Genomic DNA, 24,197 nt, shown 5'->3' with positions numbered 1-24,197 from the left:
GGTTGTCGACCCGTCGAGTGCGGCCCTGACACCGGCGACGGGGGTGCCGACGTCTGTCTGGCCGAGTGGTCTTCGGGCGCGCCGGCTCGGGCGGTCGCTGTCACCTCGTGCCCGAGGGCCGAGGCACGACGCGCCGTCACCTGCACCCCCGTCGACAACTCGGTGCAGGTCGTGAGCGTCGCATCGTTGAGGCGAGCACTGTGCCCGGCGGCCGCGCAGGCGTCCCCTGCCGGCAGGCGCGCTGCGCCGAGCACGACGGACGCACCCGCCAGCGCCGCGTGATCCGCCGCGAGCCTCACGCGCTCGGCGTCGACGGCGATGCGCGCATACGTCGCGACACCCGCGAACAGCGCGACGAGCATCCCGACGACGCCCACCATGACGACGCTCGCACCACCACGCTCGCTCGGAGTCCGAGGTGCGCGCGGATCAGGTGTCCGTGACCTTGCCGGTGTCGGTGTTTGTGTTTGCGCGGACGACCGCGACCACGTCCGTGGACACGCGCGCGGCAGCCGGCGCCACAGATGGGACGGCTGCGACGAACGCGTCGACCCGTGCTGGGGTAGACGCGGCTGTCGGGATCGCCAGATCATGGGCCCTCTTCCTGAGCGGCCACCGCACGGGCCGTGACATCGGGCAGCACCCAGCCGAGGGGCGACGGCGGGCGGGCGACGAGCGAGACCGTCACCCACCCGCCGTCGCGAGCGACGCTCAACGTCGCCGGTACGCCCGTCGCGGCGACGGCGCGACGTACGGCGTCGTCGCCGTCACCCCTGGCGGCCGAACGGGCGGCGACGGAGGCCGCGTTCCACGTCCGATGATGGGTCAACAACAACTGCGTGAGGGCGACGACGAGCGAGACGACGACGACCACGGCGGGCAGCGCAACGGCGAATTCCGCTGTAGCCATGCCTGATTCGTCGACCAACCAACGACGGCGCAACCATGTGGCCAGATTGCATCCCATGGTCGCGGACGCAGGCTTCGTCGACGCCCGACCGGCCGCAGGCCGAGCCGTTCGAGTCGATGGAGCACTCGTCGCCGTGAGCGTCGCCCGCGACGAGGTCGCCCTCGCCACCCCCAGCGCCGTCGCCCGCGTGGTCATCGTCGCCCTCGCCGTCAGCGCGTCGACAGTGCCGAGGAGAAGATGCCCTCGAGCGCGGATCGGACGGTGTCGGACTTGACGATGGCGATGAGCACAGCGGCGAACGCGACGGCGGCGATGGTGCCGACGGCGTACTCCGCGGTCGACATGCCGTGCTCGGCGGCTTCGCTCGCGGCGCGCCAGCGGCGCAGCAGCTCGTCACGGGTACGGCGGGTGGTGGCGATCATGGTTGTCTCCTTGAAGGTGGTGCGGTTGTCGTCCGGAGTGGACGTCCCGGCGCCGGCGGCGACGGAGTGTGTGGGCGCTCAGGCGGGCAGTTTCACGAGCCCGAGCACGAGCGGAACGATGGCGATGAGGATGAAGGCGGGCAGAAAACACAAGCCGAGCGGCAGGACGATGCGCACGCCGGCCTTCGCGCCCGCTTGCGTGACACGTTCGGCCTCGGAGCGACGCAGGTCGTCGGCCGCCTGCCGCAGCAGCGAGCTCGGCGCCGCGCCGCAACGTCCGGCCAGTTCGAAGGCTGTCGCGACGGGACGCCAGACGGGCGGCGCGAGCGCCCAAGCGCTACGTTCGTCCACGCCCCAGCGCAGCGCCGCCGCGACGCGGCTGACCGTACTGACGCCACCGGCCGCGTTCCCCGGCGAGCCTGCGCTGTTCGGCAGCTCGAGCCCGCCGGCATCCCGAAACGCCGTCTCCGTCGACGGCCCTCCCCGCTGCGCCGCTCCCACGGCCTCGAGCGCGACGACGGCGGGCGCCCCGCCTTCCAGTGCGAGGGCGAGCAGATCGATGGAGGAGGCGACCGCCAACGGATGATCCGCCGTGTCGCTCTCGTCGCTCGTGACGAGGACGGGCCGCTCGGCCCGCGTCGAACTCGGCCACAACGCCATCGCAGCGGCGCTCGCCGCCACCAGCACCCACACCGTCATGACGTCGCCGCCTCGGTCGGTGCCTTGAGCGCGGACGCCGTCATGCGACGCGACCACCGCGCCCCGACGAACATGAGCGCAATCCCGGGCCACAGCGTCACCAGCCCGGAGAAGCCGCTGTAGCAACCGAGCATGTCGACGCCCAGCAGCATCCCGAGGCCCACCCCGAGCACCGGCAGGCCCAGCAGCACCGACGTGCTCGCCTTCGGACCCGCCGTCGCACCGTCCACGCACGCACGATGCGAGCGCCGTGCTCGCACACTGCGGGCGGCACCCTCCATCGCGTCGGCGAGTGGGCATCCGTGCCGCGCCGACAGCTGCCAGGCCGCGGCGACCTCCTCGAACGCGGCGCTGCGCCACAAGCGTCCGAGGTCGCGCCAGACCTGCACGACATCACCGTCGCGCACCGCTTCGAGACGCAGCCGCTGCCACCCGGCACTCGTCGCGCTCCCACCCGCCGAGGTGGCCCCCACACCATCGAGCGCCATGATGAGGGCCGGCGTGACGGCCGACCCGGCGCGCAGCACGGTCACGAGAGCGTCGACGACCTGCAGGCATTCGGCCTCGGGATCGCTGCTGCTCAGGCGCCGCACCCCGTGCGCCGCCCGTCTGGGCGCCCCCGGAAGAGCCTGCACCCGAGCCGGCCAGGCGATGACGGCGACGGCGGCCGCGAGCGCCAACGTCATGACGTTCATCGCACACCGCCCAGGTCGCACAGAGCGGACCAGGCACCCGCGCGCACACCGCGCTGCCAGGCTGCCTCGACCCGCAGCCCATGGTGATCGCCGTCCATCACCCCGACGCTCGCGACGCGGCGCATGCCGTCGACGCGTTCGACATGGATGACGACACTGATCGCCGGTCGCAGCTGCGTGCGCACCGCTTCGGGGCTCATGCCGGCCAGGGCGCCGAGCGCTTCGAACCGCGCGGGCACGTCGGCCGCGGCGTTGGCGTGGACAGTGCCGCACCCGCCCTCGTGGCCCGTGTTGAGCGCCGTCATGAGCTCACGCACCTCAGCGCCGCGCACCTCGCCGACGACGATGCGGTCGGGCCGCATGCGCAGCGATTGCCGCACGAGCGCTGCCAGCGGCACCTCGCCGACCCCTTCGACGTTCGGGGAGCGCGCCTCGAGTCGCACCACGTGCGGGTGTTCGACGGCGAGCTCCCGTACGTCCTCGACGACGAGAAGGCGTTCATCGTGTGGCACGTGACGCAGCAGCGCCGCGAGCAGCGTGGTCTTGCCCGTTCCGGTGCCACCGCTGATGACGAAGGACACCTTGGCCCGCACGAGGGCGAGCAGCAGCGCGGCCACCTCGTCGTCCATCGCGCCGCGGGCGACGAGGTCGCCGAGACCGATTCGCAAGCCGCCCGGCACACGCAGGCTCAGGTGTGCGCCGTGGTCGACGAGCGGCGGCAGCACCGCATGCAGTCGCACCCCGCCGGGCAGGACGGCGTCGACGTAGGGGCTCGCGTCGTCGAGGCGCCGGCCCGCTGCGGCAGCGAGGCGCACGGCGAGTCGCCGCACGTCTTCCTCGCCGCCGAGGTCGAGCGCGATCCGTTCGACGCCGCATCCGCGATCGACCCAGACACCCCGGGTGCCGTTGACGAGCACGTCGCTCACCCCGGGCAGTTCGAGGGCTTCACGCAGCGGCCCGGCGCCGAGGACATCGGCGTCGAGGCGCGCCTCGAGTGCGACGCGCTGCTCCTGCCCGAACACCGGCGCGTCGAGCTTCACGAGCGATTCGAGCGAGCGCGCGCTCGGTGCACGCCCGGCGTGGATCTCCTTCCACATGCCTTCGGCTACGCCCATGACGGCTCCCGTTCGAGGCGCGCGACGAACATCGACACGTCGCGCACGAGGCGGGTCATCGTCGTCTCACGCTGCCCCGGCCATCGGCCCGCGAGCAGGTCGGCCGGGCAGTGGGCGCTCATGCGCCACCGCGTCGGGCCGGCCGCGACGAGCGGGGCACCGAGCGATTCGGCGAGCACGGAGCGCGTACGCACCGGCGTCTCGAGCGCGACGAGCGCGACCGGCGCGATGCCCGAGCCGCCCGGCTCGTCCAGCGCGAGCTCCGTGAGCGCTTGCACCGTGTGCTGCGCTGCAGCCGTCGACGCGAGCGTGCCGCGCACGAGCAGCACGATGACGTCGAACTCTCCCGGGCGTGGCAGCGGATGCGCGGCCAGGCAGTGCACGACATCCCCCGCGACGTGGGCGAGCGCCTCGTGCGTCGCGCGCCTCGACTCCTCGTCGACGACGGCGGGAGAGGCGGTGTGGCTGAGCACCGCCACCCCGTCGCGCTGCGGCAGGGCGGCGAGCAGCCGCTCACCGTCGATGTGAGATCCTGCACCACGCAGGGCCGGCCAGCGCGCACCGGGCGCCGTCTCGAGGTCGAGCAGCACGTCGAGCCCACCCGTCCCGGGTTGACCGTCGACGAGGGCCACCGGCGGTCTCGACGAGCCGCTGCCCGCCGCGACCTTCGCCAGATAGCCCGCGAGCGCAGCCCCGAAGCACGCACCGTCGATGCTCGAATCGGGGCACATGACCGCGATGCGACGTCCACGCACGAGCGGGGCCTCGAGGGCCCCATCCCCGACGCCGACGATGCCACCGCCCGAACCGACCAGATCATCGACGTCGTCGGCGACTACCTCGCCATCCGGCCATGCATCACGCGCTCCGTCGCCCCGCGCCGACTCGACGGACTGCTCTTCACGGCGGCTTCGATGCCGCCCGGGGAGTTCGAATCTCGCCCCCACGTCGTCCCATGCGTTCATGGCTCCACCGTCACCGCCGGCACCAGCCCGGGCCAAGGTCGCGAGAGCCGAACCTGTGGATCAGCCTGCAGGCGAGGGCAAAAACCGGCCGTAGCCGTCACAGCCTGTGGATGACGCACCCGCTCGCCGCGGCCTCAGCGCCTCCGTCGGGGCCCGCCGGATTCCGGCCCCGTTGCACCCACCGACCGAGAACAGCGACAGCCCCCGTCGGGGGGACGACGGGGGCTGTCTATGCGTGCATACCCTTGGGGGTGCGGCATGCACGCCAGCGCTCAACCCGAAGGGAGCGCACTCCATCAATATGTCACGGTGGGCACGCCAATCCAAGCCGGAACCTGTTGATTTACTGAGACTTCACCCACACTACGCCAAGACTCCACCCTGGAGTGGGTGACCATTGCCTATGATCCGCCGAGCCGCCCGGCGAGGACGGCGTCCGCGATGCGCATGCCTTCACGCGCGCCCCGCTCGTACGAGCCGACGCAGAACGTCAGCCACAGGCGAACCCCGTCCGCGGAGCCGGTCGCATACGCCGCGAGCGCCCCGACGTATCCCGCGCTCGCCTCGCGCAGGTGGCCGACCTCGGGCACGCAGACTCCCGTCGGGTCGAGCCCGGCGGCCTGCACGAGGGCCCGCTCGAAACCTCGCGCCACGATCGCGTTCCCGCGCACGAAGGGGCGCATCGTCGCGATCTCGGCATGAGCGAGGGCGGCGACCACCGCCACCGGTGCCTTGTCATGGCACGCGACGAGTTCGTAGAGCCCTCCGAGCCGCGCGGGAAGTTCCAGTGCCGGCACGGGCGCTCCGACCTCGACGAGTTCGGCGCACACCTCGTCATCGCGACGGGGGCGTCCTACGGCGTCGGGCGGCAGATCGACACCCGCCGAAGACCCCGCGACGGCGACGTGGAGGCGTGCGAGGGCCTGAGCGGGGGACGTCAGCACGAGGTCTCGGGCATGCTCCGTCTCGGCGGTGGCTTGCACCGCGCCGCGCAGCGCCCGCTCGAGCGGGTCGGGCTCCTCGGGCCACGACGTCAGCCCGACGACCAACTCACGCACGACGTCGACGGAGACCTCGGCGCCGTCCAGCGCGGCGCTGGCCCGCGCCCCGCGCACACGCGACTCGGCGGCGGCCTGCGGGATGCGCCGTCGCAACGCGTTGTGCCAGCGCAGTTCGGTGCAGGCTTCACGGGCACGATCGACGCTCTCGCCCACCTCGGGCAGGTCGGCAAGGGCACGCACGGCGTCGACGGTCGCAGTCATGGCGCAAGCGTACTCAGCGCCCCACGCTTGCTACCCGTCAGTATGCGAACCGCCCTCGACGCGCCACCCGGGCGATGCGATAGAAAAGGGTTGACGCCTGTGATCCACACCTCATCGCGCCGACGATCCGGGGCCTCCCCCGATCCGAGCGCGAGCAGGCCCGGCGCCCGCCCGCTCGGCGGCCGACGCCGGAGTGTCCGAGACGAAGCAAGGAGCGCCCGCCATGAGCGAAACCCCCGACCCCACGCCCGGCCCCTTCCCCCCGAGCGAGGCCTTCACGGCCCAGGCCGTGGGCCAGGCGTCGCTGTGCGAAGATGCCGGCGCCGACCGCCTCGCGTTCTGGGCGAAGCAGGCCCGCGAGCGCCTCACCTGGAGCAAGGACTTCGACGAGGTCCTCGACTGGTCCGACGCGCCCGTCGCGAAGTGGTTCGTCGGCGGTGAGCTCAACGTCGCCTACAACTGCGCCGACCGCCATGTCGAGGCGGGCAACGGCGAGCGCGTTGCCATCCACTTCGTCGGCGAGCCGGGCGACGAGCAGGCCATCACGTACGCCGACCTCACCGAGCGCGTGCAGCGCGCCGCCGGAGCTCTGCGCGCCGCCGGCGTCGAAGCGGGTGACCGCGTCGCGATCTACCTGCCGATGATCCCCGAGGCCGTCATCTCGATGCTCGCGTGCGCGCGCATCGGCGCCGTCCACTCCGTCGTCTTCGGCGGCTTCTCGGCGGACGCGCTGCGCACCCGCATCGCCGACGGTGAGGCGAAGGTCGTCATCACCGCTGACGGCGGCTATCGTCGGGGCAAGCCGAGCGCGCTCAAGCCGGACGTCGACGAGGCCGTCAGCGGGGAGACGAGCGTGCAGCGCGTACTCGTCGTCAAGCGCACCGGCGAGGACGTCACGATGGGTGACAAGGACATGTGGTGGGACGAGGCGCTCGAGGCAGCCGAACCCGTCGTCGAGGTCGAGAGCTTCGATGCGGAGCACCCGCTGTTCATCCTCTACACCTCGGGGACGACGGGGAAGCCGAAGGGCATCTTCCACACCTCGGGCGGCTACCTGACGCAGGCGGCGTACACGAACGCCGTCGTCCACGACGTCCACCCCGACACGGACGTCTACTGGTGCACCGCCGACGTCGGCTGGATCACCGGCCACAGCTACATCACGTACGGCCCGCTCGCGAACGGCGCGACGCAGGTCATGTACGAGGGCACGCCCGACACCCCGCATCAGGGTCGCTGGTGGGAGATCATCGCCGACAAGAAGGTGTCGATCTTCTACACGGCGCCGACGGCGATCCGCACCTGCATGAAGTGGGGCGAGGAGATCCCGCAGGAGTACGACCTGTCGAGCATCCGGGTGCTCGGCTCGGTCGGTGAGCCGATCAACCCTGAGGCGTGGATGTGGTTCCGTGACGTCATCGGCGCGGGTGAGGCCCCGATCGTCGACACGTGGTGGCAGACGGAGACTGGCGCGATCATGATGTCGCCGCTGCCCGGCGTTACGGCGCTCGTGCCCGGTTCGGCGCAGGCGCCCGTGCCCGGCATCACCGCCGACGTCGTCGACGAGGAGGGCAGGAGCGTGCCGAACGGCGAGAGCGGCTACCTCGTCATCCGCGACCCGTGGCCGTCGATGCTGCGCGGCATCTGGGGCGACCGTCAGCGTTACGAGGACACGTACTGGTCGCGCTTCCCCGACATGTACTTCGCCGGTGACGGCGCGAAGCGCGACGAGGACGGCAACATCTGGGTGCTCGGCCGCGTCGACGACGTCATGAACGTATCCGGTCACCGCCTGTCGACCTCCGAGATCGAGTCGGCGCTCGTCAGCCACGACACGGTCGCGGAGGCCGCCGTCGTCGGCGCCGCGGACGAGACGACCGGCCAGGCCGTCTGCGCGTTCGTCATCCTGCGCGAAGAATCGCGGGAGAACTACGCCGAAGACGCAGCCCGCGAAGAGCTCGTCCAGGAGCTGCGCACGCACGTCGGTCGTCAGATCGGGCCGATCGCGAAGCCGCGACAGGTGCTCGTCGTCGACGAATTGCCGAAGACGCGTTCGGGCAAGATCATGCGACGCCTGCTCAAGGATGTCGCCGAGGGCCGTGAAGCCGGTGACGCCACGACGTTGGCCGACCCGAGCGTCATGGCTCAGATCCAGGCGGGGTTGAAGAAGTAGCTCTTCGCCTCCGGCTCACCGGCTCACCGGCTCACCGGCTCACCGGCTCACGATGACGGGTAACTCACAGGTAGGCGGGCACTTGCCTGCCGGCGTGTGAGTTACCCGCCATCGCGTGGTGGGGCCAGTTGGACGGGGCTGCTTGGCGGGGGCAGGGGCGTCCCGCGCACCGGACGTCGGATCGGACGTGGGGCGAACTCCCGTAGAATTCTCAGCAATTGGTGTGCCGGGAAGTCTGGTCGGCCGCCCGAGAAGTGCTCACGAGCCACCGGGTGCCCCTGCTCAGCGCTACCCCCGAGGAGCCGCCCATGCCCGGCAACAAGAACCCCCTCCCTCCGATGAGTGACGAGCCGCCGGAGTTCGAGGACTTCAAGACCTACGCGCACCAAGCCCCCGTCGCGACGGCAGGTCGCATGGCCAAGCGAATGTTCACCCGCGGCACGTGGCCCGAGGCGAGGCGCGTCAAGGAACTGCTCCAGACGGAGACCATCGGTGGCGTCCTGCTGCTCATGGCTGCCGTGGCTGCGCTGACGTGGGCGAACTCGCCGTGGAGCCACAGCTATGAGGTGCTGCGCGACGCGCACATCGGCCCGCACTTCCTCGGGCTCAACATGTCCGTCGCGCACTGGGCGGCCGACGGTCTGCTCGCACTGTTCTTCTTCGTCGTCGGCCTCGAGCTCAAGCACGAGTTCGTCGTCGGCGATCTCAAGAACCCCTCGGCTGCGGCGGTTCCCGTCATCGCGGCCGTGTGCGGCGTCGCCGTCCCCGCTCTCATCTACGCCGCTATCAATGCCGGTGGCGACGGCGCGCAGGGGTGGGCGATCCCGACGGCCACCGACATCGCGTTCGCGCTGGCGGTGCTCGCCGTCATCGGCTCGCACCTGCCGACGGCGTTGCGTTCGTTCCTGCTCACCCTCGCGGTCGTCGACGACCTCATCGCCATCACGATCATCGCGATCTTCTACAGCCACGGCTTCTCGCTGACGTGGCTCGTCGCGGCCATCGTGCCGATCGCGCTCTTCGGCGTCGCCGTTCAGCGGGGCCTCAAGAACCCCGTCGTCCTCGGAGTGCTCGCCATCGCCGCGTGGGTGTGCGTGCTCAACTCGGGCATCCACGCGACGATCGCCGGTGTCGTCCTCGGCCTGCTCGTGCCGGTCAAGGGCAAGCACGCGATCGCCGACCGCATGGAGCAGCGCCTGCACCCCTACTCCGCCGGTTTCGCGGTGCCCGTCTTCGCGTTCTTCTCGACGGGCGTCACCGTCGTCGGCACGAGCATCACCGACACGCTGACGGACGCCGTGACGATCGGCGTCATCGCCGGGCTCGTGCTCGGCAAGGCGGTCGGCATCTTCGGCAGCACGTTCCTCGTCAGCAAGTTCACACGCGCCGAACTCGACGACAACCTCACGTGGAGCGACGTCTTCGGCCTCAGCCTGCTCGGCGGCATCGGCTTCACCGTCAGCCTGCTCATCGGTGAACTCGCGTTCGGATCAGGCAGTTCCGCCGACGACCACGTCAAGATCGGCGTCCTGCTCGGCAGCCTGCTGTCGGCTGCGCTCGCCAGCATCGTGCTGGCACGACGCAACCGCGTCTACGCCCAGCTCGCCGAGGAGGAAGAGCGGGACGACAACCACGACGGCATCCCCGACGTCTACCAGCGCCCCAGCACGGCCTGACCCGCCCGCAGCCCACCGACACGCCACATCCTGTGGCCCGGTGGGCGCGAAACCCCACGAATCGGTAGTCTGTGGGGCAAGTACGAATTGTCTGACGCGCCAGGCCACCTCACTCGAGCTCGAGCGAGTGCCTGCTGACAGGAGAAAACCCCATGGCTCTCAACACCACGCGAGGCACCGAGCGCACGCTGGGTCAGCTCGTCTCGGACGCCACCACCGACCTGCAGAACATCGTCAAGGGTGAGATCGACCTCGCGAAGGTCGAGATCAAGGCGGATGCGCAGAAGGCCGGCAAGGGCGGCGGGATGCTCGCTGCGGCGGGCGTCCTTGCACTCTTCATGCTCGGCTTCCTGCTGACGTCCCTCGCCTACGGCCTGTCGAACATCTTCGGCTGGAACCCGTGGGCCGGATTCCTCATCGTCGCCGGCATCCTCGCCGTCGTCGCCGCGGTGCTCGCGCTCATCGGCATCAAGGCCCTCAAGAAGATCAAGGGCAAGCCCGAGAAGACGATCGAGAACGCGCAGGCGACGGTCGCGGCCATCAAGCCCGCCAAGTGATCCACCACGTCTGACGCTCGCGTCGGACGCTCGACGAAGGCGGCTCCCCATGCGGGGGGCCGCCTTCGTCATACCCGCACGATCTGGACGCCCCCAGGAACGCCACCGCTCCAGGCGACAGCCGACGTCAGCGCAGGAACCGCTGCGGCACCTGACGGCGATCGTCGGTGTTCCAGGCGCGGGTGAGCCCCGCAGCGGTGAGCACGGCGTCAAGCAGGAACGCTGTGAAACCCCACACGTACAGCCCGTCGACGGTGAACGCCGGCCCGGCGAAACCGCGCGGATGCGTCGCGGTGTGACGGTTGGCCGGATCGATGAGGTCGCTGACGCGCACCCGCGCGACGTGTGCCACCTCGATCGGGTCGAGCGCCGCGACCGGTGACGGCTGCTGCCACCACGCCAGCACCGGCGTGACGGCGAAGTTCGTCACCGTCAGCGCGACGGGTGCCAGCGCTCCGAGCACCTCGACGCCCGCCGGCGACAGACCGATCTCCTCGTGCGCCTCACGCAGCGCCGTGGCGACGGCGTCCGCGTCGTCGGGCTCGACTCCCCCGCCGGGAAACGAGACCTGCCCCGCATGCGTGCGCATCGCATCCGCGCGCTGAGTGAGGACGACATCGACCCCACCGCCCTGCTCGTCGAGCGACTCGAGCCCCGCCATCGCGCCGTCCGTCGGCCCGAAGAGGATGAGGACGGCCGACTCACGGGCCCCGGGCTCGGGCGACGGCCAGGCACCGCGCAGCCGGTCCGAGGAGCCGAGCTCGTGGACGCGATGCAACCAAGCCGGCGCCTCGGGCGCGTCCGTCATCACGCGAGCCCCGAGTGCCGCGGGACGGTCGGAGTGCCCCGATGCCCGGTCGAGAACGAGGCGTCGGGTTCAGCGCCGTCGACGAGGAGGCCTACGTGGGCCTCACCGCCCTTCGGCACGGCCAGTTCGTACTTGAGCAGCTTGCGGGCTGCATCGGCGTCGATCTCCCCCTCGCCGAACGACGGGCACCACTGCGCCACCGGGCACACCCCACAAGCCGGGCGGCGGGCGTGGCAGATGCGCCGGCCGTGGAAGATGACGACGTGGCTGAGCATCGTCCAGTCCTTCTTCGGGAACAGCGCACCTACCTCGGCCTCGACCTTGACGGGGTCTTCGGACGTCGTCCACCCAAACCGGCGCGCGAGCCGCCCGAAGTGCGTGTCGACGGTGATGCCGGGCACGCCGAACGCGTTGCCGAGCACGACGTTCGCCGTCTTGCGGCCAACGCCGGGCAGGGTCACGAGGTCGTCGAGCCGGCCGGGCACCTCACCGTCGAAGCGCTCGACGATGTCATGGCTCAGCTTGATGACGGCGCGCGTCTTGGCCCGGTAGAACCCCGTCGGACGCAGGATCTCCTCCATCTCGGCCGGATCGGCGCCCGCGAGCGCCGCGGCGTCGGGGTAGCGCGCGAACAGCACCGGCGTCACCTTGTTGACGCCGACGTCGGTGGTCTGCGCCGAGATGACGGTGGCGACGAGCAGTTCGAGCGGCGACTCGAAGTCGAGTTCGGCTCGCGCGTACGGGTACTGGGCGATCAGCGTGCGGTAGATGCGACGCGCCTGTCGCACGAGCGCCGTGTGCGTCTCGGGGCGCGCGGCAGCACGACGCGGCATCCTGCGCGCGGGCGACGTCGAGGGCCCTGACGAGGAGGCCGCCGGGCCAGCGTCGCCGGCCGGAACGGACGGGGAAGAACTCATGCTCACACCCTAGAACGCAGCGCTGACAACCCCCTCCGACGGCCCGTGGGTGGGGGCCGTCACATCACGTCGCCCAGCAGTAAACAGCTGTGCTGTGCGGCCCGTCACGCGAAACGTGGCAGGATGGAGAGGTGGACATCGATGTTGTGCGTCAGGCCCCCCTCTTCGCTGCGCTGAGCGACGAGGATGCGCAGGCTCTTCTTCAGCGCATGTCGCGTGCGCGCATCGAACGTGGTGACGTGCTGTTCGAGGAGGGCGAGCCCGGCGATCGGCTCTACGTCATCACCTCCGGCAAGGTGAAGCTCGGCCGCCGCTCCCCCGACGGCCGCGAGAACCTGCTCGCCGTACTCGGCCCCGGCGAGATGTTCGGTGAGCTCAGCCTCTTCGACCCGGGCGCCCGCACGACGACGGCGACCGCCGTCGCCGGCACCGACCTCGTCGGGCTCGGGCACGCCGAGCTCACCGAGTTCGTCTCGACGCGCCCCGAGGTCGCCGTCAAGCTGCTCGGTTCGATCGCGCGCCGCCTGCGCCGCACCAACGAGGCGCTCGGCGACCTCGTCTTCACCGACGTTCCCGGCCGCGTCGCCAAGGCGCTGCTCGACCTGGCGAGCCGCTTCGGCCGTCAGGTCGACGGTGGCGTCCTCGTCGCACACGACCTGACGCAGGAGGAGCTGGCGCAGCTCGTCGGCGCCTCGCGCGAGACGGTCAACAAGGCCCTCGCCGACTTCGCCGGACGCGGCTGGCTCAAGCTCGAGGCACGCGCCGTCACGCTGCTCGACGTCGAGCGTCTGCAGCGTCGCGCTCGCTGAGGCTTCCCCCACGCGGCGAAGGCCGCCCCACCGAATCGGTGGGGCGGCCTTCGACGTCCGTCAGCGCTTGATTCAGACTTCGCCAATACGCGTCAGATGCGCCAACTGCGCCGCGACGACGGCTTCGACGGCGGGGCGCAGGGCCGCGTCGACGCCGCCGTACACACCGTCGATGACGGCGTCGACGCGCGCGGCGTCATCAGCGTCGGACGGTGCCTGGGCGAGCGCGGCCCGCACCTCGTCGAGCCGCTCGTTGCGGTGATGCCGGTACGCGTCGATGACGGCGAGGGCGTCGCCGCCGACGTCGCCGTGCCCGGGTGCCAGCACGGCGCCGGGGGTTGCCTCGAGGGCCGCTTCGAGCACGTCGAGCGTCACGAGGTAGTCGGTGAGGTCGCCGTCGGGGTGGGCGATGAACGAACTGCTGCCGCCGAGCAGCGTGTCGCCGCTGAACAGCACGACATCGCCGTCGCGTTCGAGCACATACCCGACCGAATCCGCAGTATGACCGGGCGCGAAGACGACCTGGACGTCGTCGAAGATCTGCCCGTCGACGAGCGGGATACCCTGGTCGCCGCCCCAGACGCGCGCCGAGCCCCCCGCCTCGGACAGCAGCTCGACGAGCCTCGCCGCGCCGCCCTCGTGATCGTCGTGATGATGCGTGAGCAGGACGTCGACGTTACTCACGCCGCGCAGCGCGTCGACGAGTGCACCGACGTGCCCGTGCTCGTCCGGCCCCGGGTCGATGACGAGCGCGCGCTCGCCGCCGTCGGCAACGCCGTCAGCTCGCGTGATGACATAGCTGTTCGTGCCACTCAGCGTCATGGCGCTCGGGTTGTCGCAGCGCACGTGAAGCACGCCAGGGGGCAGTGGATGCGTGGTCGCCTGGTCGGTCACGGAAGGTGCTCCCTCAGAGGTTGATACGGGCTCGCAGGTACGGGCCGTCGGGGCCCATGAGCGGTTCGGGACGGGTCGGTTCGAACGCTGCAGCTCGCGCCTGCGTCAGGGCCTCGGACGCGCTCACGGCGCGCGTCAGCCGCACCAGAGCGGTGCGGGTCGGCGGCAGGAGCCGGACGTGACCGGCCGCCATCTCGTCGAGCATCTCCCGCGGGCGCACCCAGCGGCCACGCTGCGACTCACGCGAGACGGCATCGGCGACGGCGCCCTCCGGCAGCAACGCCGTGAAGAACCACGTGTCGAAGCGTCGCTTCTCGAACGGCGGGGTGATCCAGCGGTCGACGGCCGCGACGAGGTCGGCGCGCAGTCGCCGCCCGGCGAGCACGTCGACGAACGTCACCTCGTGCGCCTCGAGGCGCGTGCGTAGCTCGACGTCAGGCCCCGCAGCCTCGGCTGGGCCATCCGTCTCAGCTGCGAGCCCAGCTTCGGCTCCGTCGCCGACTGCGTTCCCGCGTACGTTCGTGTCGACGAGCAGCACGCCCGCCTCCTCGAACAACTCCCGCAGGGCGCACACGACGACGGCGCCTGCCGCGTCGGCGTCGATCCCGAGGTCGCGCCCCGCGTCCTCGGCGTCGAAACCGTCGAGCGACCCGGCCTTCACGACGTCCTCATCGGCTGCGTCGACCCGCCCACCGGGAAACACCCACGTCGACGGCGCGAAGTCCATCGTCGAGGCGCGCTCGATCATGAAGACCTCAAGCGGTTCACCGCGCACGAGCATGACGGTGGCCGCCTGCGAGGGCGTCGCCTCGTCGCCCGGCTCGCCCCGGCCGACGGCGTCGAGCCAGCGCATGGACGACTCGCGGAACGGCCCGATCGGGAACTCGCGCACCTGCGACGACGTGGTCACGAGGCCCCTCAGTCGCGAACGGCGACGGTGATCTCGACCTCGACCGGTGCGTCGAGGGGCAGGACGGCCACGCCGACGGCCGAGCGCGCGTGCACGCCGGCGTCGCCGAAGACATCGCCGAGCAGGTGCGAGGCGCCGTTGACGACGCCCGGCTGGGCCGTGAACGACGGGTCGCTGGCGACGAACCCGACGACCTTGACGACGCGCGTCACGCGATCGAGGTCGCCGATGACGCTCTTGATCGCCGCGAGCGCGTTGAGCGCACACGTGCGAGCGAGCTCGCCAGCCTGCTCGGCGCTGACCTCGGCACCGACCTTGCCCGTCAGCGGCAGCTTGCCGGCGACCATGGGCAACTGGCCGGAGGTGTGGACGTGGTCGCCGTCACGAACCGCCGGGACGTACGCGGCGACGGGCGCTGCGACCTCGGGCAGTTCGAACCCGAGCTCCGCGAGACGCTTCTCGATCGCGCTCATCGCTCAGGCCTTGGGGCGCTTGAAGTAGCCGACGAGACCGTTGCCGTCGGGGCCGGGCACGATCTGCACGAGCTCCCAGCCGTCCTCACCGAAGTTGTTGAGGATCTGCTGCGTGGCGTGGACCATGATCGGCGCGGTGAAGTATTCCCATTTCTGCATGCCTCCACCCTAGAGCCACCCACCGCCGTCACGGTCGAAGCGGCCCGAGGCAGACCCCACCCCCTGACGGCGCGAGGCCCACCCCAGGACGGGGTGGGCCTCGCGAGCCTGCGTCAGTCGGCGCCCAGCACCTGACGATCAGGGCTTGACGTACAGCGTGATCTTCTTGCCCTTGCCGAGCTTCTGGCCGGCCGCAGGGTCGGTCTTGAACGCCTGCCCGCCGGAGACGTCACCGGAGTTCTGCTTCGACACGGTGACGAGGAAACCGGCCTTCTCGAGTGTCGACTTCGCGTCCGCCTCGCTCTTGCCCTTGACGTCGGGGACACTCACCTCGTCGCCCTGCTTGGTCGCCTTGTCGGGTTCGGCGAGCTTCGCCTTGGGCATGCCCTTCGAGATCGTGTCCATCGTCTCCTTCCACACCGGCGCCGCGATGTCGCCGCCGTACAGGAAGGTGCCGATGTGCTTGCCCCCGATGGTGACGTTCTTGATCGGGTTCTTGTTGTCGAATCCGCGCCCCACCCAGACGGCCGTGGAGAGCTGCTTCGTCGAGCCGACGAACCACGTGTGCAGGGATCCGTCGACCGTACCGGTCTTGCCGAAAGCTTCCCGCCCGTCGGCCAGCTTGGCATCAGAGGCGGTGCCGTCGCTGTCGAATACGTGTGTGAAGATCTTCGCCGTTCCGCGAGCCTCCTGCTGGCTGATGACCTGCTTGCACGCCTCGACCTTGAGCGCCACCGGCTTGCCGTTCGCCTGCTTGATCGAGACGACGGGGCGGGGTGCGCAGTACTTGCCGTCCGCCGCGACGGTGGCGAACGCGTTGGCCATCATCATCGGCGAGGACGAGTCGGAGCCGAGCACGATCGACGAGGGGTCGCGACGGATGTCGCGCCACCCGCCCGTGTTGAGGTCACGGGCCTGAACACCCATGAGTTTGAAGGTGTCCCGCACCTTGCACGGCCCCAGCGACGCCACGAGGGCTCCGAAGGCGGTGTTGACCGATTCGGCAGTGGCCTTGCTCAGGCTCATCGGGCCGGACGACACCGGGTGGTCGTTTCCGACGGACCAGTTGCCGGCACCCTGACCGCACTGGCCGGGGAACGTCTTCGACGTGAAGTTGTAGACCGGGCGCCCGCCCTTCGTGCCGTTCATGGCGGGAACGTTCACCGTCGAGTCGACGGCGCGGCCCTGACGCATCGCCTCGACGATGGCGAAGATCTTCGCCGTCGAACCGATGGGGAAGCCCGAGCGGACCCAGTCGACGGACGTGGAGAAGTGGTTCGATCCGGCGACGTCGTACTTGGCGTTCTGCGACATGGCCTGGACGAGACCCGTGCCGGGTTCGATGATGACGCCCGCTGCCTGCACGTCCGCGCCGTTGCCGACAGGAACGCGCTTCTTGAGGTTCGAGTCGAGGGCCGACATCTTCTTCGGGTCGAGCGAGGTCTGGATCGTCAGGCCGCCGGTCTTCAGCTTGGCGAGGCGCTCCTTGCGGTTCGCGCCGAGCGCGGGCTGGTCGGCGACCCAGTCGGTGACATAGTCGCAGAAGTACGGGTACTTGCTGCCCTGGCAGCCACCGCCACCGGCGACGTTCGTGACGTTCGTCTTGAGTGGGCTCGCGATGGCCGCCTTGCCCTCGGCCTCGCTCACCTTGCCCTGGTCGATCATCTTCTGCAGGACGATGTCGCGGCGCTTCACCGCGGCCTTCGGGTTGTGCACCGGGTCGGTCGAACCCGGCAGGTTGACGACGCCCGCGAGCGTCGCGGCCTCGGGCAGCGTCAAATCCTTCGCCGGGTGGCCGAAGTAATGCTGGGAGGCGGCTTCGATGCCGTACGTGCCGTCACCGAAGAAGACGAGGTTGAGGTAGCTCGTGAGGATCTGATCCTTCGTGTGCGTCTTCTCGAGCTCGACCGCCATCTTGAGCTGCTTGATCTTGCGGACGTAGGCGTCGGTGCCGTGCTGCGCGACGGCCTTCTTCGCCTCCTCCTTGTCGCCGCTCTCGATCGCGGCGCGCTGGGCCGCGACCTTGACGTACTGCTGCGTCAGCGTCGAGGCGCCCTGCGTGCTCGAGGAGACGAGGTTCGCGGCGACGGCGCGCAGGATGCCGCGCTGGTCGAGTGCGCCATGGTCGTAGAAGCGCTCGTCCTCGATGGCGACCTGCGCGTCCTTCATCACCTTCGGGATGGCCGACGACGGCACGACGATGCGGTTCTCGTCGTACGGGGTGGCGATGACGGAGCCGTCCTTCGCCAAGATCTTCGACTGCTGGCTCAGGGCGTTCTCGGTGAGCGTGCCCGACATGTCGTCGAACTCCTTGACGCCGCCCTTGACGCTCGCGCCCGCGAGGCCCGTGGCGGGGATGAGCAGGCCCGCGAACAGCAGGCCCAACGCCATCGAGGTGGCGACGAACGCGCCGAGGAGGCTGAGAACCGAGCCCATCGCAGAACGCTGACGGCGACCGTCAGGTTTCTTCCGGGCTTGCTTCTTCGCCTGCTTCTTGGCCGACGCATCGGCGGCAGGAGACTTTCCACGCATGCCGCTCAGCGTATCGGGGCAGCCTGTCAAAGCCTTCGAGGCTCGATTCGGCGCGCCCTCCGCACGCTGCGTGTACTAACGTTTTTAGTACTCAATCCCCATGGAAACTCACCAGTAACCACGCCTACTGTGCGTATAGCAACTTTTGCACGTGGCGCACGCCACACCGTCATCCGCACCAACAAGGGGAGGGCACCGATGACGATCATGGCCGAAGAAGAGACGCAGACGCCCGTCTGGGACGACAACTGGGCCGCCCGCGCCCAGTGCGCCGCGGCGGCACCTGACGAACTGTTCGCCAAGGGGGCTGCACAGCAGTCGGCGAAGACGATCTGTCAGCGCTGCCCCGTCGTCGCCGAATGCCTCGCCGACGCGCTCGACAACCGCACCGAGTACGGCGTCTGGGGCGGCATGACGGAGCGTGAGCGCCGCGCGCTGCTGCGTCGCCGTCCCGACGTCAAGTCGTGGGCGACGCTGTTCAAGATGGCGCGCGCCGATGAGGTCGCCGCAGGCATCCGCCGCGCGAGCTGAGACATGCACGAACGGTGAGGGCCGTGCCGACCGCTGGGGTCGGCACGGCCCTCACCGTTGCTCGGGCACCTGAGCCCGTGGCGGGCTGATCAGCCCGCGAGCGCCTTCTTGACGGCCGCCGCGACGCGCCCGCCCTCTGCCTGCTCGCCGATCTTGGGCTTGACGACGCCCATGACCTTGCCCATGTCCTTCATGCCAGATGCACCCGTGGCGTTGACGGCCTCGGCGACGATCGCGTCGATCTCGTCGTCACTCAGCTGCTTGGGCAGGTACCCCTCGAGACACGCGAGTTCGGCGTTCTCCTTCTCGGCGAGCTCGGTGCGCCCGGCGCCGACGTAGGCGTCAGCCGCCTCTCGGCGCTTCTTCGCCTCCTTGACGATGACGGCGAGCACCTCGTCGTCACTCAGTTCACGGTGCTCCTTGCCGGCGACCTCGGCGTTCGACACGGCCGTCAGGACCATGCGCAACGTCGCGCTGCGCACCTGATCGCGCTCGCGGATCGCGTCGGTCAGGTCGGTGTGGAGAGTGGCCTTCAAGGTGGTGGCGCCGGTTTCGCTCATGCGGCCATTCTTCCACCCCGGTGCGAGAATCCCCGCATGAGTTTTCCTGCCCGCCCCCTCCCCCGGGCGCTGACGCTGGCCGCTGCAGGCACGGCCGCCGGCGGCGCGGCAGCGCTGGCCTGGGCCTCGCTCATCGAGCGCAACTGGTACGCGCTGCGCCGCGTCGAGATGCCGGTGCTCGCCCCCGGGACGGCGCCGCTGCGGGTGCTGCACGTCAGCGACCTGCACATCGTGCCGCGTCAGGAACGACGCATCCAGTGGGTGCGTCAGCTCGCGCGGCTCGAACCCGACTTCGTCATCAACACCGGCGACAACCTCAGCGACGAGCACGCCATCCCCGCCGCGATGCGCGCGATGGAGCCGCTCATGGAGTTTCCCGGCGCGTTCGTCTTCGGTTCGAACGACTACTTCTACCCCAAGCTCAAGAACCCCTTGCGCTACTTCGACGACTCGCATGCCAAGGGCGCGGCGATGCAGACAGGCGAGTTCGACATCGCCCAGCTGCGTGACGGCTTCACCGCCTGCGGCTGGCTCGACCTCACGCATCGACGCGAACGGGTGCAGGTGGGGGCTGACGGCGCGGCGCTGGAGCTCGTCGGCGTCGACGACCCGCACCTCGAGTACGACGACTACGCGCAGGTCGCCGGCGAGGCCGCGTCGCGCCGAGGTGAGGTGGCCGCGACGATCGGCGTCGTCCACGCGCCCTACACGCGCGTTCTCGACGCGATGACGGCTGACGGCGCGGACGCCGTCATCGCCGGACACACGCACGGCGGGCAGCTGTGCGTGCCGTTCCACGGCGCACTCGTGACGAACTGCGACCTCGACACCTCACGCGTCAAGGGCGTCTCGCGCTGGTGGCCCGGCGCCTCAGGCGTCGACTCGACGCAGCCCGTGCCGATCGGGCCGGGTGCGCCCGCACCGGACGGCTCGCCCCTCGACACCGCAGCCGAGATCGGCGAGCGCTTCGACGTCCTCGACGCCCACCGCGTGCACAACGACTCCGTCTCGCGCTCCGAGGCCACGGCGCGCGAACGGCGCCGCACCGCGCTGCCGTCGTCCGCCGCGCCCGACGACGCGGCGTGGCTGCACGTCTCCGCCGGGCTCGGACACAACAAGTACACGCCCGTGCGCTTCGCCTGCCGTCCCGAGGCGACACTCATCACGCTGACGGCGAAGGCGCACTGACGAGCCCTGCACGGCGCGTCAGTGCAGCACGTAGCCGATGCCGGGTTCGGTGGCGATCCAGCGCGGGCGGGACGGTTCGGGTTCGAGCTTGCGACGCAACTGCCCGCAGTAGACGCGCAGATAGTTCGACTCGCGTCCGTACTGCGGCCCCCACACGGCGCGCAGCAGTTGTTCGTGCGGCACGACGCGCCCGCGGTGGCGCGCCAATTCGGCGAGCAGACGCCATTCCGTCGGCGTGAGGTGGACGGCTCCCGTCGGCCCGCTCGCCTCGTACGTCGTGAAGTCGAGCGAGAAATCCTCGGTGACGACGGGCGCCGGGCCGGACGGTTCGGCGCCACCTCGCCGCAGCGCGGCCCGCACGCGCGCCATGAGCTCCTCGATGCCGAACGGTTTCGTCACGTAGTCGTCGGCTCCCTCGTCGAGCGCCTCGACCTTGTCGTCGGCCTCCTGACGCGCCGACAGCACGATGACAGGCACGCTCGAGCTCTGACGCAGTCGGCGCAGCACCTCGACGCCGTCGAGGTCGGGCAGGCCGAGGTCGAGGACGACGAGGTCGGGCATGGCGTCCGCGCACGTGCTGAGGGCATCGAGGCCGCACCCGACGGTCTCGACGTCCATGCCGCGCGCCTTGAGGTTGATGCGCAGCGTCCGCGCGATCGTCGGGTCGTCGTCGACGACGAGCACTCGTTCATTCATGAGTCACCGCGCGTGGTTGCGTCTGCGAACCGGGTATCGACCGGCTGGTCGGCCTCAGCGTCCTGGGGCCGGGCCTCGGGCGCCGACTCGGGTTCCGATTCAGCGCCGGGCTCGGCCTCGCTCGTCGCACCCGCTGCGTTCGCCACGGCCGGCAGGACGATGACCATCGTGACACCTCCACCGGGAGTGGTCTCCGCCTCCAGCATGCCGCCCATTGCCTCCGTCAGGCCGCGCGCGACGGCGAGACCGAGCCCGATGCCGTCACCCGCGGGTGCGTCGCCGTAGCGCTGGAAAGGCCGGAATATCTCTTCGCGCGCCTCGTCGGGGATGCCGGGGCCGTGGTCGGCGACGCGTAGTTCGACGCGCGGGCCGAGCGTACTCGTCGTCACGACGACGCCGTCGCTGCCGCCGTGACGCAGGGCGTTCTCGAGGACGTTCGCGAGGACGCGGTCGAGCAGGCCGGGGTCGGCGACGACGTGGCGCGCGGCGTCGTCGAGGTGCCAGGTGACGCGATCGGGTGTCTCGAGGGCGCGCACCGCGGGTGTGACGACCTCGGCGAGGTCGATCTCGCGCGGGTTCGCGACGAGCGCGCCGGTCTGCAGCCGTGAGGCGTCGAGCAGGTTGCCGATGAGCGCATCGAGGCGATCGGCCGACGTCTCGACGGCTTCGAGCAGTTCCGCCTCGTCCTCGGGCGAGAACGTCACCTCGTCGCTGCGCAGGCTGCCGACGGCGGCCTTGATGCCGGCCAGGGGCGTGCGCAGGTCGTGGGAGACGGCGGACAGCAGCGCGGTGCGCGCCTTGTTGTCGCGCGCGAGGGTGTCGGCCGACTCGGCGAGGTCGAGCAGCGCCCGACGGTGCAGCACGGCCGCCGCGTGCATCGCGTAAGCCCCGAGCAGCCGTTGCCGCTCGGCGGGGACGGGGCGCCCCACGAGGACGAGGTCGTGCTCGTCGTCGATGCGCTCGACCGTCGTCTTCTCGCGCGGTAGCGCCTGCGCGGCGACGTCGCTGTAGCCGTCCGTCGAGGCGATGACGCTGCGACCCGGCCCGCGGGTGCGGACGACGGCCGCCGCGTCCTGGTCGAACATCTCGAGCGAGCGCGTGAGCAGCAGCGCGAGCTGGTCGGCGGACGACAGCATCGTGTGGCTGAGTTCGGCGAGCGCCGTCGCCTCCTGGTGCGAGGCGCTGACGTCGGCGGCCCGGCGGGCGCTCGCGTGGACGACGAGCGAGACGGCGGCGCCGATGACGACGAAGAGCACGAGCGCGACGACGTTCTGTGGGTCGGAGATCGTCAGCGTGCCGATGGGTGGGGTGAAGAACCAGTTGATGAGCAGGGACGACAGCACGCCGGCCGTGATCGCGGGCGCCATCCCGCCGATGAGCGCGACGACGACGGTGAGCAGCAGGTACAGCTGCACGATGAGCGGCAGCCCGACGCCGGAGCGCAGCGGCACGAGCAGGGCGCTCAGCAGCGCAGGGGCGGTCACCGAGGTGAGGAAGCCGAGCCGGACGCGGCGCGTCGACAACCCCTCACGTTCGGTCGGCGACGAGCCCACGTGCGCGAGCTCGTGCGTGACGACGTGGACGTCGATGTCCTCGCCCGAGCCGGCGATGATGCGCTCGCCCGTGCCGGGTCGCAGCATCGCCTGGGCCCGCGAGCGCCGGCTGAGGCCGACGACGATCTGGTCGGCGTTGACGCCGCGCGCGTAGTGCAGGACGGCCTCGGCCGCGTCGGGCCCGCTGACGGTGTGGAACGTCCCGCCGAGTTCCTCGGTGAGGCGTCGCAGACCGCTGACGACGTCGGCCTCGGCGGTGCGCAGGCCGTCGTCGCGCACGACGAAGACGGCGTGCATCTCGCCGCCGCTGCCGCGCGCGGCAATGCGGGCGGCGCGGCGCAGCAGCGTCGCGCCCTCGCGCCCACCGGAGAGGGCGACGACGACACGGTGACGTGTCGGCCACGTACCGACGATGTCATGGTCGCTGCGGTAGGCCGTCAGGCTCTCCTCGACGCGGTCGGCGAGCCACAGCAGCGCGAGCTCGCGCAGGGCCGTCAGGTTGCCCTGGCGGAAGTAGTTGGCGAGCGCCGCGTCGACCTTCTCCGGCTTGTAGACGTTGCCGTGCGCCATCCGTCGTCGCAGCGCCTCGGGCGCCATGTCGATGAGTTCGACCTGCTCGGCGCGCCGGACGACGACGTCCGGCACCGTCTCGCGCTGCAGCACGCCGGTGATGGCGAACGCCGCGTCGTTGAGCGATTCGAGGTGCTGGATGTTGACGGTGGAGACGACGTCGATGCCCGCCGCGAGCAGGTCCTCGACGTCCTGCCACCGCTTCTCGTGGCGGCCGCCCGGCACGTTGGTGTGCGCGAGTTCGTCGACGAGCGCGACCTGCGGCGCGCGCCGGAGCACGGCGTCGAGGTCCATCTCCTCGAGCGTCGCGCCCCGGTATTCGCGCCGCAGTCGCGGCATGACCTCGAGGCCCTCGAGCGCGGCGGCCGTCGCGGTGCGCCCGTGGGTCTCGCAGAAACCGACGACGACGTCCGTCCCCCGCTCGGCCCGGCGTCGGCCCTCGGCGAGCATCGCCATGGTCTTGCCGACGCCGGGGGCCGCGCCGAGGTAGATGCGCAGCGTGCCTCGTGTCATGCGTCCATCTTCTTCTGCCGTCGCGGTTTCCGCCCGCTCAGCGAGCGGCGCGTTGCGCGAGTCCGACGTTGAGGTCGAGCACGTTCACCCGTTTGCCGCCGAGGTAGCCGAGGGCCGGCTTCTCGATGTGGGCGTCGATGATCTTCTCGACGTCGGCGACGCTCATCCCGCGGGCCTCGGCGATCCGTGGTGCCTGCCAGCGGGCGTAGGCGACGCTGATGTCCGGGTCGACGCCGCTGCCGCTCGCGGTCAGCGCGTCGTCCGGGATCGGACCCGTCGCGTTCGGGTTGGCCTTCGTCAGCGCCGTGCGACGCTCGGCGATCGCCTTCTTCTGCTCGTCGGCGTTCTGGCCGAGGTTCGAGCCGCCGCTCTCGGCGCCGGGGGCGTCGACGGCGGACGGGCGCGCCGCGAACCACTTCGCGTCGCTCGTGGGCTGGCCGATGAGGCTGGAACCCACCTCGCGGCCCTCGGTGCGGACGATCGAGCCGTCCGCCCGGGCCGGCATCGCCCGCGCCGCGCCCGTGACGAGCAGCGGGTAGGCGATGCCGAGGACGACGGTGAGGACGAGGAGCGCACGCAGCGCGGCCCAACTCTGACGGAGAACGAACAT

24 protein-coding genes and 1 pseudogene are annotated in these 24,197 nt (G+C 70.7%); 6 read left to right on the top strand and 19 right to left on the bottom strand.

Features of this window, described 5'->3' with window-relative positions:
• Positions 1–89: 89 nt before the first annotated feature.
• The 8 genes and pseudogenes from NQ706_RS05025 to NQ706_RS04990 all read right to left on the bottom strand — a co-directional run.
• A pseudogene (locus NQ706_RS05025) lies at positions 90–593 on the bottom strand (Rv3654c family TadE-like protein); the annotation flags it as partial.
• On the bottom strand, positions 590–910 hold the full coding sequence (locus NQ706_RS05020; RefSeq protein WP_038569562.1) for a TadE family type IV pilus minor pilin: 321 nt from the start codon (positions 908–910) through the stop codon (positions 590–592). The gene NQ706_RS05020 and the pseudogene NQ706_RS05025, both read right to left, overlap by 4 nt.
• Before the next feature lie 209 nt (positions 911–1,119).
• Positions 1,120–1,332, bottom strand: a complete 213-nt coding sequence (locus tag NQ706_RS05015; RefSeq protein ID WP_006943941.1) for a DUF4244 domain-containing protein — start codon at positions 1,330–1,332, stop codon at positions 1,120–1,122.
• Between the two features lie 78 nt (positions 1,333–1,410).
• Positions 1,411–2,031, bottom strand: a complete 621-nt coding sequence (locus tag NQ706_RS05010; protein ID WP_006943927.1) for a type II secretion system F family protein — start codon at positions 2,029–2,031, stop codon at positions 1,411–1,413.
• Positions 2,028–2,726 carry a type II secretion system F family protein gene (locus NQ706_RS05005; protein WP_051806195.1) on the bottom strand — a complete coding sequence of 233 codons (699 nt, stop codon included), beginning with the start codon at positions 2,724–2,726 and terminating at the stop codon, positions 2,028–2,030. The genes NQ706_RS05010 and NQ706_RS05005 overlap by 4 nt, the downstream gene beginning before the upstream one ends.
• Positions 2,723–3,841, bottom strand: coding sequence for a TadA family conjugal transfer-associated ATPase (locus NQ706_RS05000; RefSeq protein ID WP_235181950.1), 1,119 nt, complete (start codon positions 3,839–3,841; stop codon positions 2,723–2,725). The genes NQ706_RS05005 and NQ706_RS05000 overlap by 4 nt, the downstream gene beginning before the upstream one ends.
• On the bottom strand, positions 3,832–4,806 hold the full coding sequence (locus NQ706_RS04995) for a hypothetical protein (protein ID WP_051806197.1): 975 nt from the start codon (positions 4,804–4,806) through the stop codon (positions 3,832–3,834). Before NQ706_RS04995 ends, NQ706_RS05000 begins: the two co-directional genes overlap by 10 nt.
• Before the next feature lie 401 nt (positions 4,807–5,207).
• Positions 5,208–6,068, bottom strand: coding sequence for a hypothetical protein (locus tag NQ706_RS04990; RefSeq protein WP_038569563.1), 861 nt, complete (start codon positions 6,066–6,068; stop codon positions 5,208–5,210).
• Positions 6,069–6,291: 223 nt separating this feature from the next.
• Here NQ706_RS04990 and acs point away from each other — a divergent pair, with 223 nt between their 5' ends.
• The 3 genes from acs (at position 6,292) to NQ706_RS04975 (ending at position 10,474) form a co-directional block, all read left to right on the top strand.
• On the top strand, positions 6,292–8,241 hold the full coding sequence (gene acs / locus NQ706_RS04985) for an acetate--CoA ligase (protein WP_200874220.1): 1,950 nt from the start codon (positions 6,292–6,294) through the stop codon (positions 8,239–8,241).
• A 308-nt stretch (positions 8,242–8,549) separates the two neighbouring features.
• A complete protein-coding gene (gene nhaA / locus NQ706_RS04980; protein ID WP_081873747.1) occupies positions 8,550–9,917 on the top strand; it encodes a Na+/H+ antiporter NhaA in 1,368 nt (455 codons plus the stop codon).
• 152 nt (positions 9,918–10,069) lie between these two features.
• On the top strand, positions 10,070–10,474 hold the full coding sequence (locus tag NQ706_RS04975) for a phage holin family protein (RefSeq protein WP_006943992.1): 405 nt from the start codon (positions 10,070–10,072) through the stop codon (positions 10,472–10,474).
• A 127-nt stretch (positions 10,475–10,601) separates the two neighbouring features.
• Here the strand turns inward: NQ706_RS04975 and NQ706_RS04970 are convergent, their stop codons facing one another.
• Together NQ706_RS04970 and nth are read right to left on the bottom strand one after the other, a co-directional pair.
• Complete coding sequence (locus NQ706_RS04970) at positions 10,602–11,282, bottom strand: CoA pyrophosphatase (protein ID WP_038569568.1); 681 nt, start codon at positions 11,280–11,282, stop codon at positions 10,602–10,604.
• Complete coding sequence (gene nth / locus NQ706_RS04965; RefSeq protein ID WP_038569571.1) at positions 11,282–12,115, bottom strand: endonuclease III; 834 nt, start codon at positions 12,113–12,115, stop codon at positions 11,282–11,284. The genes NQ706_RS04970 and nth overlap by 1 nt, the downstream gene beginning before the upstream one ends.
• A 215-nt stretch (positions 12,116–12,330) precedes the next feature.
• Between nth and NQ706_RS04960 the strand changes: the two genes are divergently transcribed.
• Positions 12,331–13,008, top strand: coding sequence for a Crp/Fnr family transcriptional regulator (locus NQ706_RS04960; RefSeq protein ID WP_006943962.1), 678 nt, complete (start codon positions 12,331–12,333; stop codon positions 13,006–13,008).
• Positions 13,009–13,080: 72 nt separating this feature from the next.
• On the opposite strand, the gene NQ706_RS04955 is transcribed toward NQ706_RS04960, so the two are convergent.
• From NQ706_RS04955 to NQ706_RS04935, 5 genes are all read right to left on the bottom strand, one after another.
• A complete protein-coding gene (locus NQ706_RS04955) occupies positions 13,081–13,902 on the bottom strand; it encodes an MBL fold metallo-hydrolase (RefSeq protein WP_051806201.1) in 822 nt (273 codons plus the stop codon).
• A gap of 13 nt (positions 13,903–13,915) precedes the next feature.
• Positions 13,916–14,812 carry an NUDIX domain-containing protein gene (locus tag NQ706_RS04950; RefSeq protein WP_051806203.1) on the bottom strand — a complete coding sequence of 299 codons (897 nt, stop codon included), beginning with the start codon at positions 14,810–14,812 and terminating at the stop codon, positions 13,916–13,918.
• Positions 14,813–14,820: 8 nt separating this feature from the next.
• Positions 14,821–15,285 (bottom strand): RidA family protein, encoded by a 465-nt coding sequence (locus NQ706_RS04945; protein WP_038569573.1) that lies wholly within the window; start codon positions 15,283–15,285, stop codon positions 14,821–14,823.
• 3 nt (positions 15,286–15,288) lie between these two features.
• The gene (locus NQ706_RS04940; RefSeq protein WP_006943980.1) at positions 15,289–15,444 is read right to left on the bottom strand and encodes a DUF4177 domain-containing protein; all 156 of its coding nucleotides are present in this window, start codon (positions 15,442–15,444) and stop codon (positions 15,289–15,291) included.
• Between the two features lie 138 nt (positions 15,445–15,582).
• Complete coding sequence (locus NQ706_RS04935; protein WP_051806205.1) at positions 15,583–17,976, bottom strand: transglycosylase domain-containing protein; 2,394 nt, start codon at positions 17,974–17,976, stop codon at positions 15,583–15,585.
• 198 nt (positions 17,977–18,174) lie between these two features.
• On the opposite strand from NQ706_RS04935, the gene NQ706_RS04930 reads away from it, so the two are divergent.
• The gene (locus NQ706_RS04930; RefSeq protein ID WP_081873748.1) at positions 18,175–18,507 is read left to right on the top strand and encodes a WhiB family transcriptional regulator; all 333 of its coding nucleotides are present in this window, start codon (positions 18,175–18,177) and stop codon (positions 18,505–18,507) included.
• A gap of 89 nt (positions 18,508–18,596) precedes the next feature.
• Here NQ706_RS04930 and NQ706_RS04925 read toward each other — a convergent pair whose 3' ends face one another.
• A complete protein-coding gene (locus tag NQ706_RS04925; protein WP_038569576.1) occupies positions 18,597–19,067 on the bottom strand; it encodes a GatB/YqeY domain-containing protein in 471 nt (156 codons plus the stop codon).
• A 36-nt stretch (positions 19,068–19,103) separates the two neighbouring features.
• Between NQ706_RS04925 and NQ706_RS04920 the strand changes: the two genes are divergently transcribed.
• Positions 19,104–20,255: a metallophosphoesterase gene (locus NQ706_RS04920; RefSeq protein ID WP_051806207.1), complete on the top strand. Its 1,152-nt coding sequence runs from the start codon at positions 19,104–19,106 to the stop codon at positions 20,253–20,255.
• 18 nt (positions 20,256–20,273) lie between these two features.
• Here NQ706_RS04920 and NQ706_RS04915 read toward each other — a convergent pair whose 3' ends face one another.
• From NQ706_RS04915 to kdpC, 3 genes are read right to left on the bottom strand one after another with little or no spacing between them, the layout of a single operon-like run.
• Positions 20,274–20,951: a response regulator transcription factor gene (locus NQ706_RS04915; protein ID WP_038569579.1), complete on the bottom strand. Its 678-nt coding sequence runs from the start codon at positions 20,949–20,951 to the stop codon at positions 20,274–20,276.
• On the bottom strand, positions 20,948–23,587 hold the full coding sequence (locus NQ706_RS04910; protein ID WP_038569582.1) for an ATP-binding protein: 2,640 nt from the start codon (positions 23,585–23,587) through the stop codon (positions 20,948–20,950). The genes NQ706_RS04915 and NQ706_RS04910 overlap by 4 nt, the downstream gene beginning before the upstream one ends.
• Positions 23,588–23,624: 37 nt before the next feature.
• Positions 23,625–24,197, bottom strand: a complete 573-nt coding sequence (kdpC, locus tag NQ706_RS04905) for a potassium-transporting ATPase subunit KdpC (RefSeq protein WP_038569584.1) — start codon at positions 24,195–24,197, stop codon at positions 23,625–23,627.

The sequence above is a fragment of the Dermacoccus sp. BD5 genome (genome assembly GCF_044878485.1).
GTDB lineage: Bacteria > Actinomycetota > Actinomycetes > Actinomycetales > Dermatophilaceae > Dermacoccus > Dermacoccus nishinomiyaensis.
This window is presented reverse-complemented; position numbering and strand designations above follow the sequence as displayed.

What these genes read in the sequence shown, in the direction of transcription:
- NQ706_RS05020 (WP_038569562.1), bottom strand. Translation starts at nt 910, where the DNA reads ATGGCTACAGCGGAATTCGCCGTTGCGCTGCCCGCCGTGGTCGTCGTC.
- NQ706_RS05015 (WP_006943941.1), bottom strand. Translation starts at nt 1,332, where the DNA reads ATGATCGCCACCACCCGCCGTACCCGTGACGAGCTGCTGCGCCGCTGG.
- NQ706_RS05010 (WP_006943927.1), bottom strand. Translation starts at nt 2,031, where the DNA reads ATGACGGTGTGGGTGCTGGTGGCGGCGAGCGCCGCTGCGATGGCGTTG.
- NQ706_RS05005 (WP_051806195.1), bottom strand. Translation starts at nt 2,726, where the DNA reads ATGAACGTCATGACGTTGGCGCTCGCGGCCGCCGTCGCCGTCATCGCC.
- NQ706_RS05000 (WP_235181950.1), bottom strand. Translation starts at nt 3,841, where the DNA reads ATGGGCGTAGCCGAAGGCATGTGGAAGGAGATCCACGCCGGGCGTGCA.
- NQ706_RS04995 (WP_051806197.1), bottom strand. Translation starts at nt 4,806, where the DNA reads ATGAACGCATGGGACGACGTGGGGGCGAGATTCGAACTCCCCGGGCGG.
- NQ706_RS04990 (WP_038569563.1), bottom strand. Translation starts at nt 6,068, where the DNA reads ATGACTGCGACCGTCGACGCCGTGCGTGCCCTTGCCGACCTGCCCGAG.
- acs (WP_200874220.1), top strand. Translation starts at nt 6,292, where the DNA reads ATGAGCGAAACCCCCGACCCCACGCCCGGCCCCTTCCCCCCGAGCGAG.
- nhaA (WP_081873747.1), top strand. Translation starts at nt 8,550, where the DNA reads ATGCCCGGCAACAAGAACCCCCTCCCTCCGATGAGTGACGAGCCGCCG.
- NQ706_RS04975 (WP_006943992.1), top strand. Translation starts at nt 10,070, where the DNA reads ATGGCTCTCAACACCACGCGAGGCACCGAGCGCACGCTGGGTCAGCTC.
- NQ706_RS04970 (WP_038569568.1), bottom strand. Translation starts at nt 11,282, where the DNA reads ATGACGGACGCGCCCGAGGCGCCGGCTTGGTTGCATCGCGTCCACGAG.
- nth (WP_038569571.1), bottom strand. Translation starts at nt 12,115, where the DNA reads ATGCCGCGTCGTGCTGCCGCGCGCCCCGAGACGCACACGGCGCTCGTG.
- NQ706_RS04945 (WP_038569573.1), bottom strand. Translation starts at nt 15,285, where the DNA reads ATGAGCGCGATCGAGAAGCGTCTCGCGGAGCTCGGGTTCGAACTGCCC.
- NQ706_RS04940 (WP_006943980.1), bottom strand. Translation starts at nt 15,444, where the DNA reads ATGCAGAAATGGGAATACTTCACCGCGCCGATCATGGTCCACGCCACG.
- NQ706_RS04935 (WP_051806205.1), bottom strand. Translation starts at nt 17,976, where the DNA reads ATGCGTGGAAAGTCTCCTGCCGCCGATGCGTCGGCCAAGAAGCAGGCG.
- NQ706_RS04930 (WP_081873748.1), top strand. Translation starts at nt 18,175, where the DNA reads ATGACGATCATGGCCGAAGAAGAGACGCAGACGCCCGTCTGGGACGAC.
- NQ706_RS04925 (WP_038569576.1), bottom strand. Translation starts at nt 19,067, where the DNA reads ATGAGCGAAACCGGCGCCACCACCTTGAAGGCCACTCTCCACACCGAC.
- NQ706_RS04920 (WP_051806207.1), top strand. Translation starts at nt 19,104, where the DNA reads ATGAGTTTTCCTGCCCGCCCCCTCCCCCGGGCGCTGACGCTGGCCGCT.
- NQ706_RS04915 (WP_038569579.1), bottom strand. Translation starts at nt 20,951, where the DNA reads ATGAATGAACGAGTGCTCGTCGTCGACGACGACCCGACGATCGCGCGG.
- NQ706_RS04910 (WP_038569582.1), bottom strand. Translation starts at nt 23,587, where the DNA reads ATGACACGAGGCACGCTGCGCATCTACCTCGGCGCGGCCCCCGGCGTC.
- kdpC (WP_038569584.1), bottom strand. Translation starts at nt 24,197, where the DNA reads ATGTTCGTTCTCCGTCAGAGTTGGGCCGCGCTGCGTGCGCTCCTCGTC.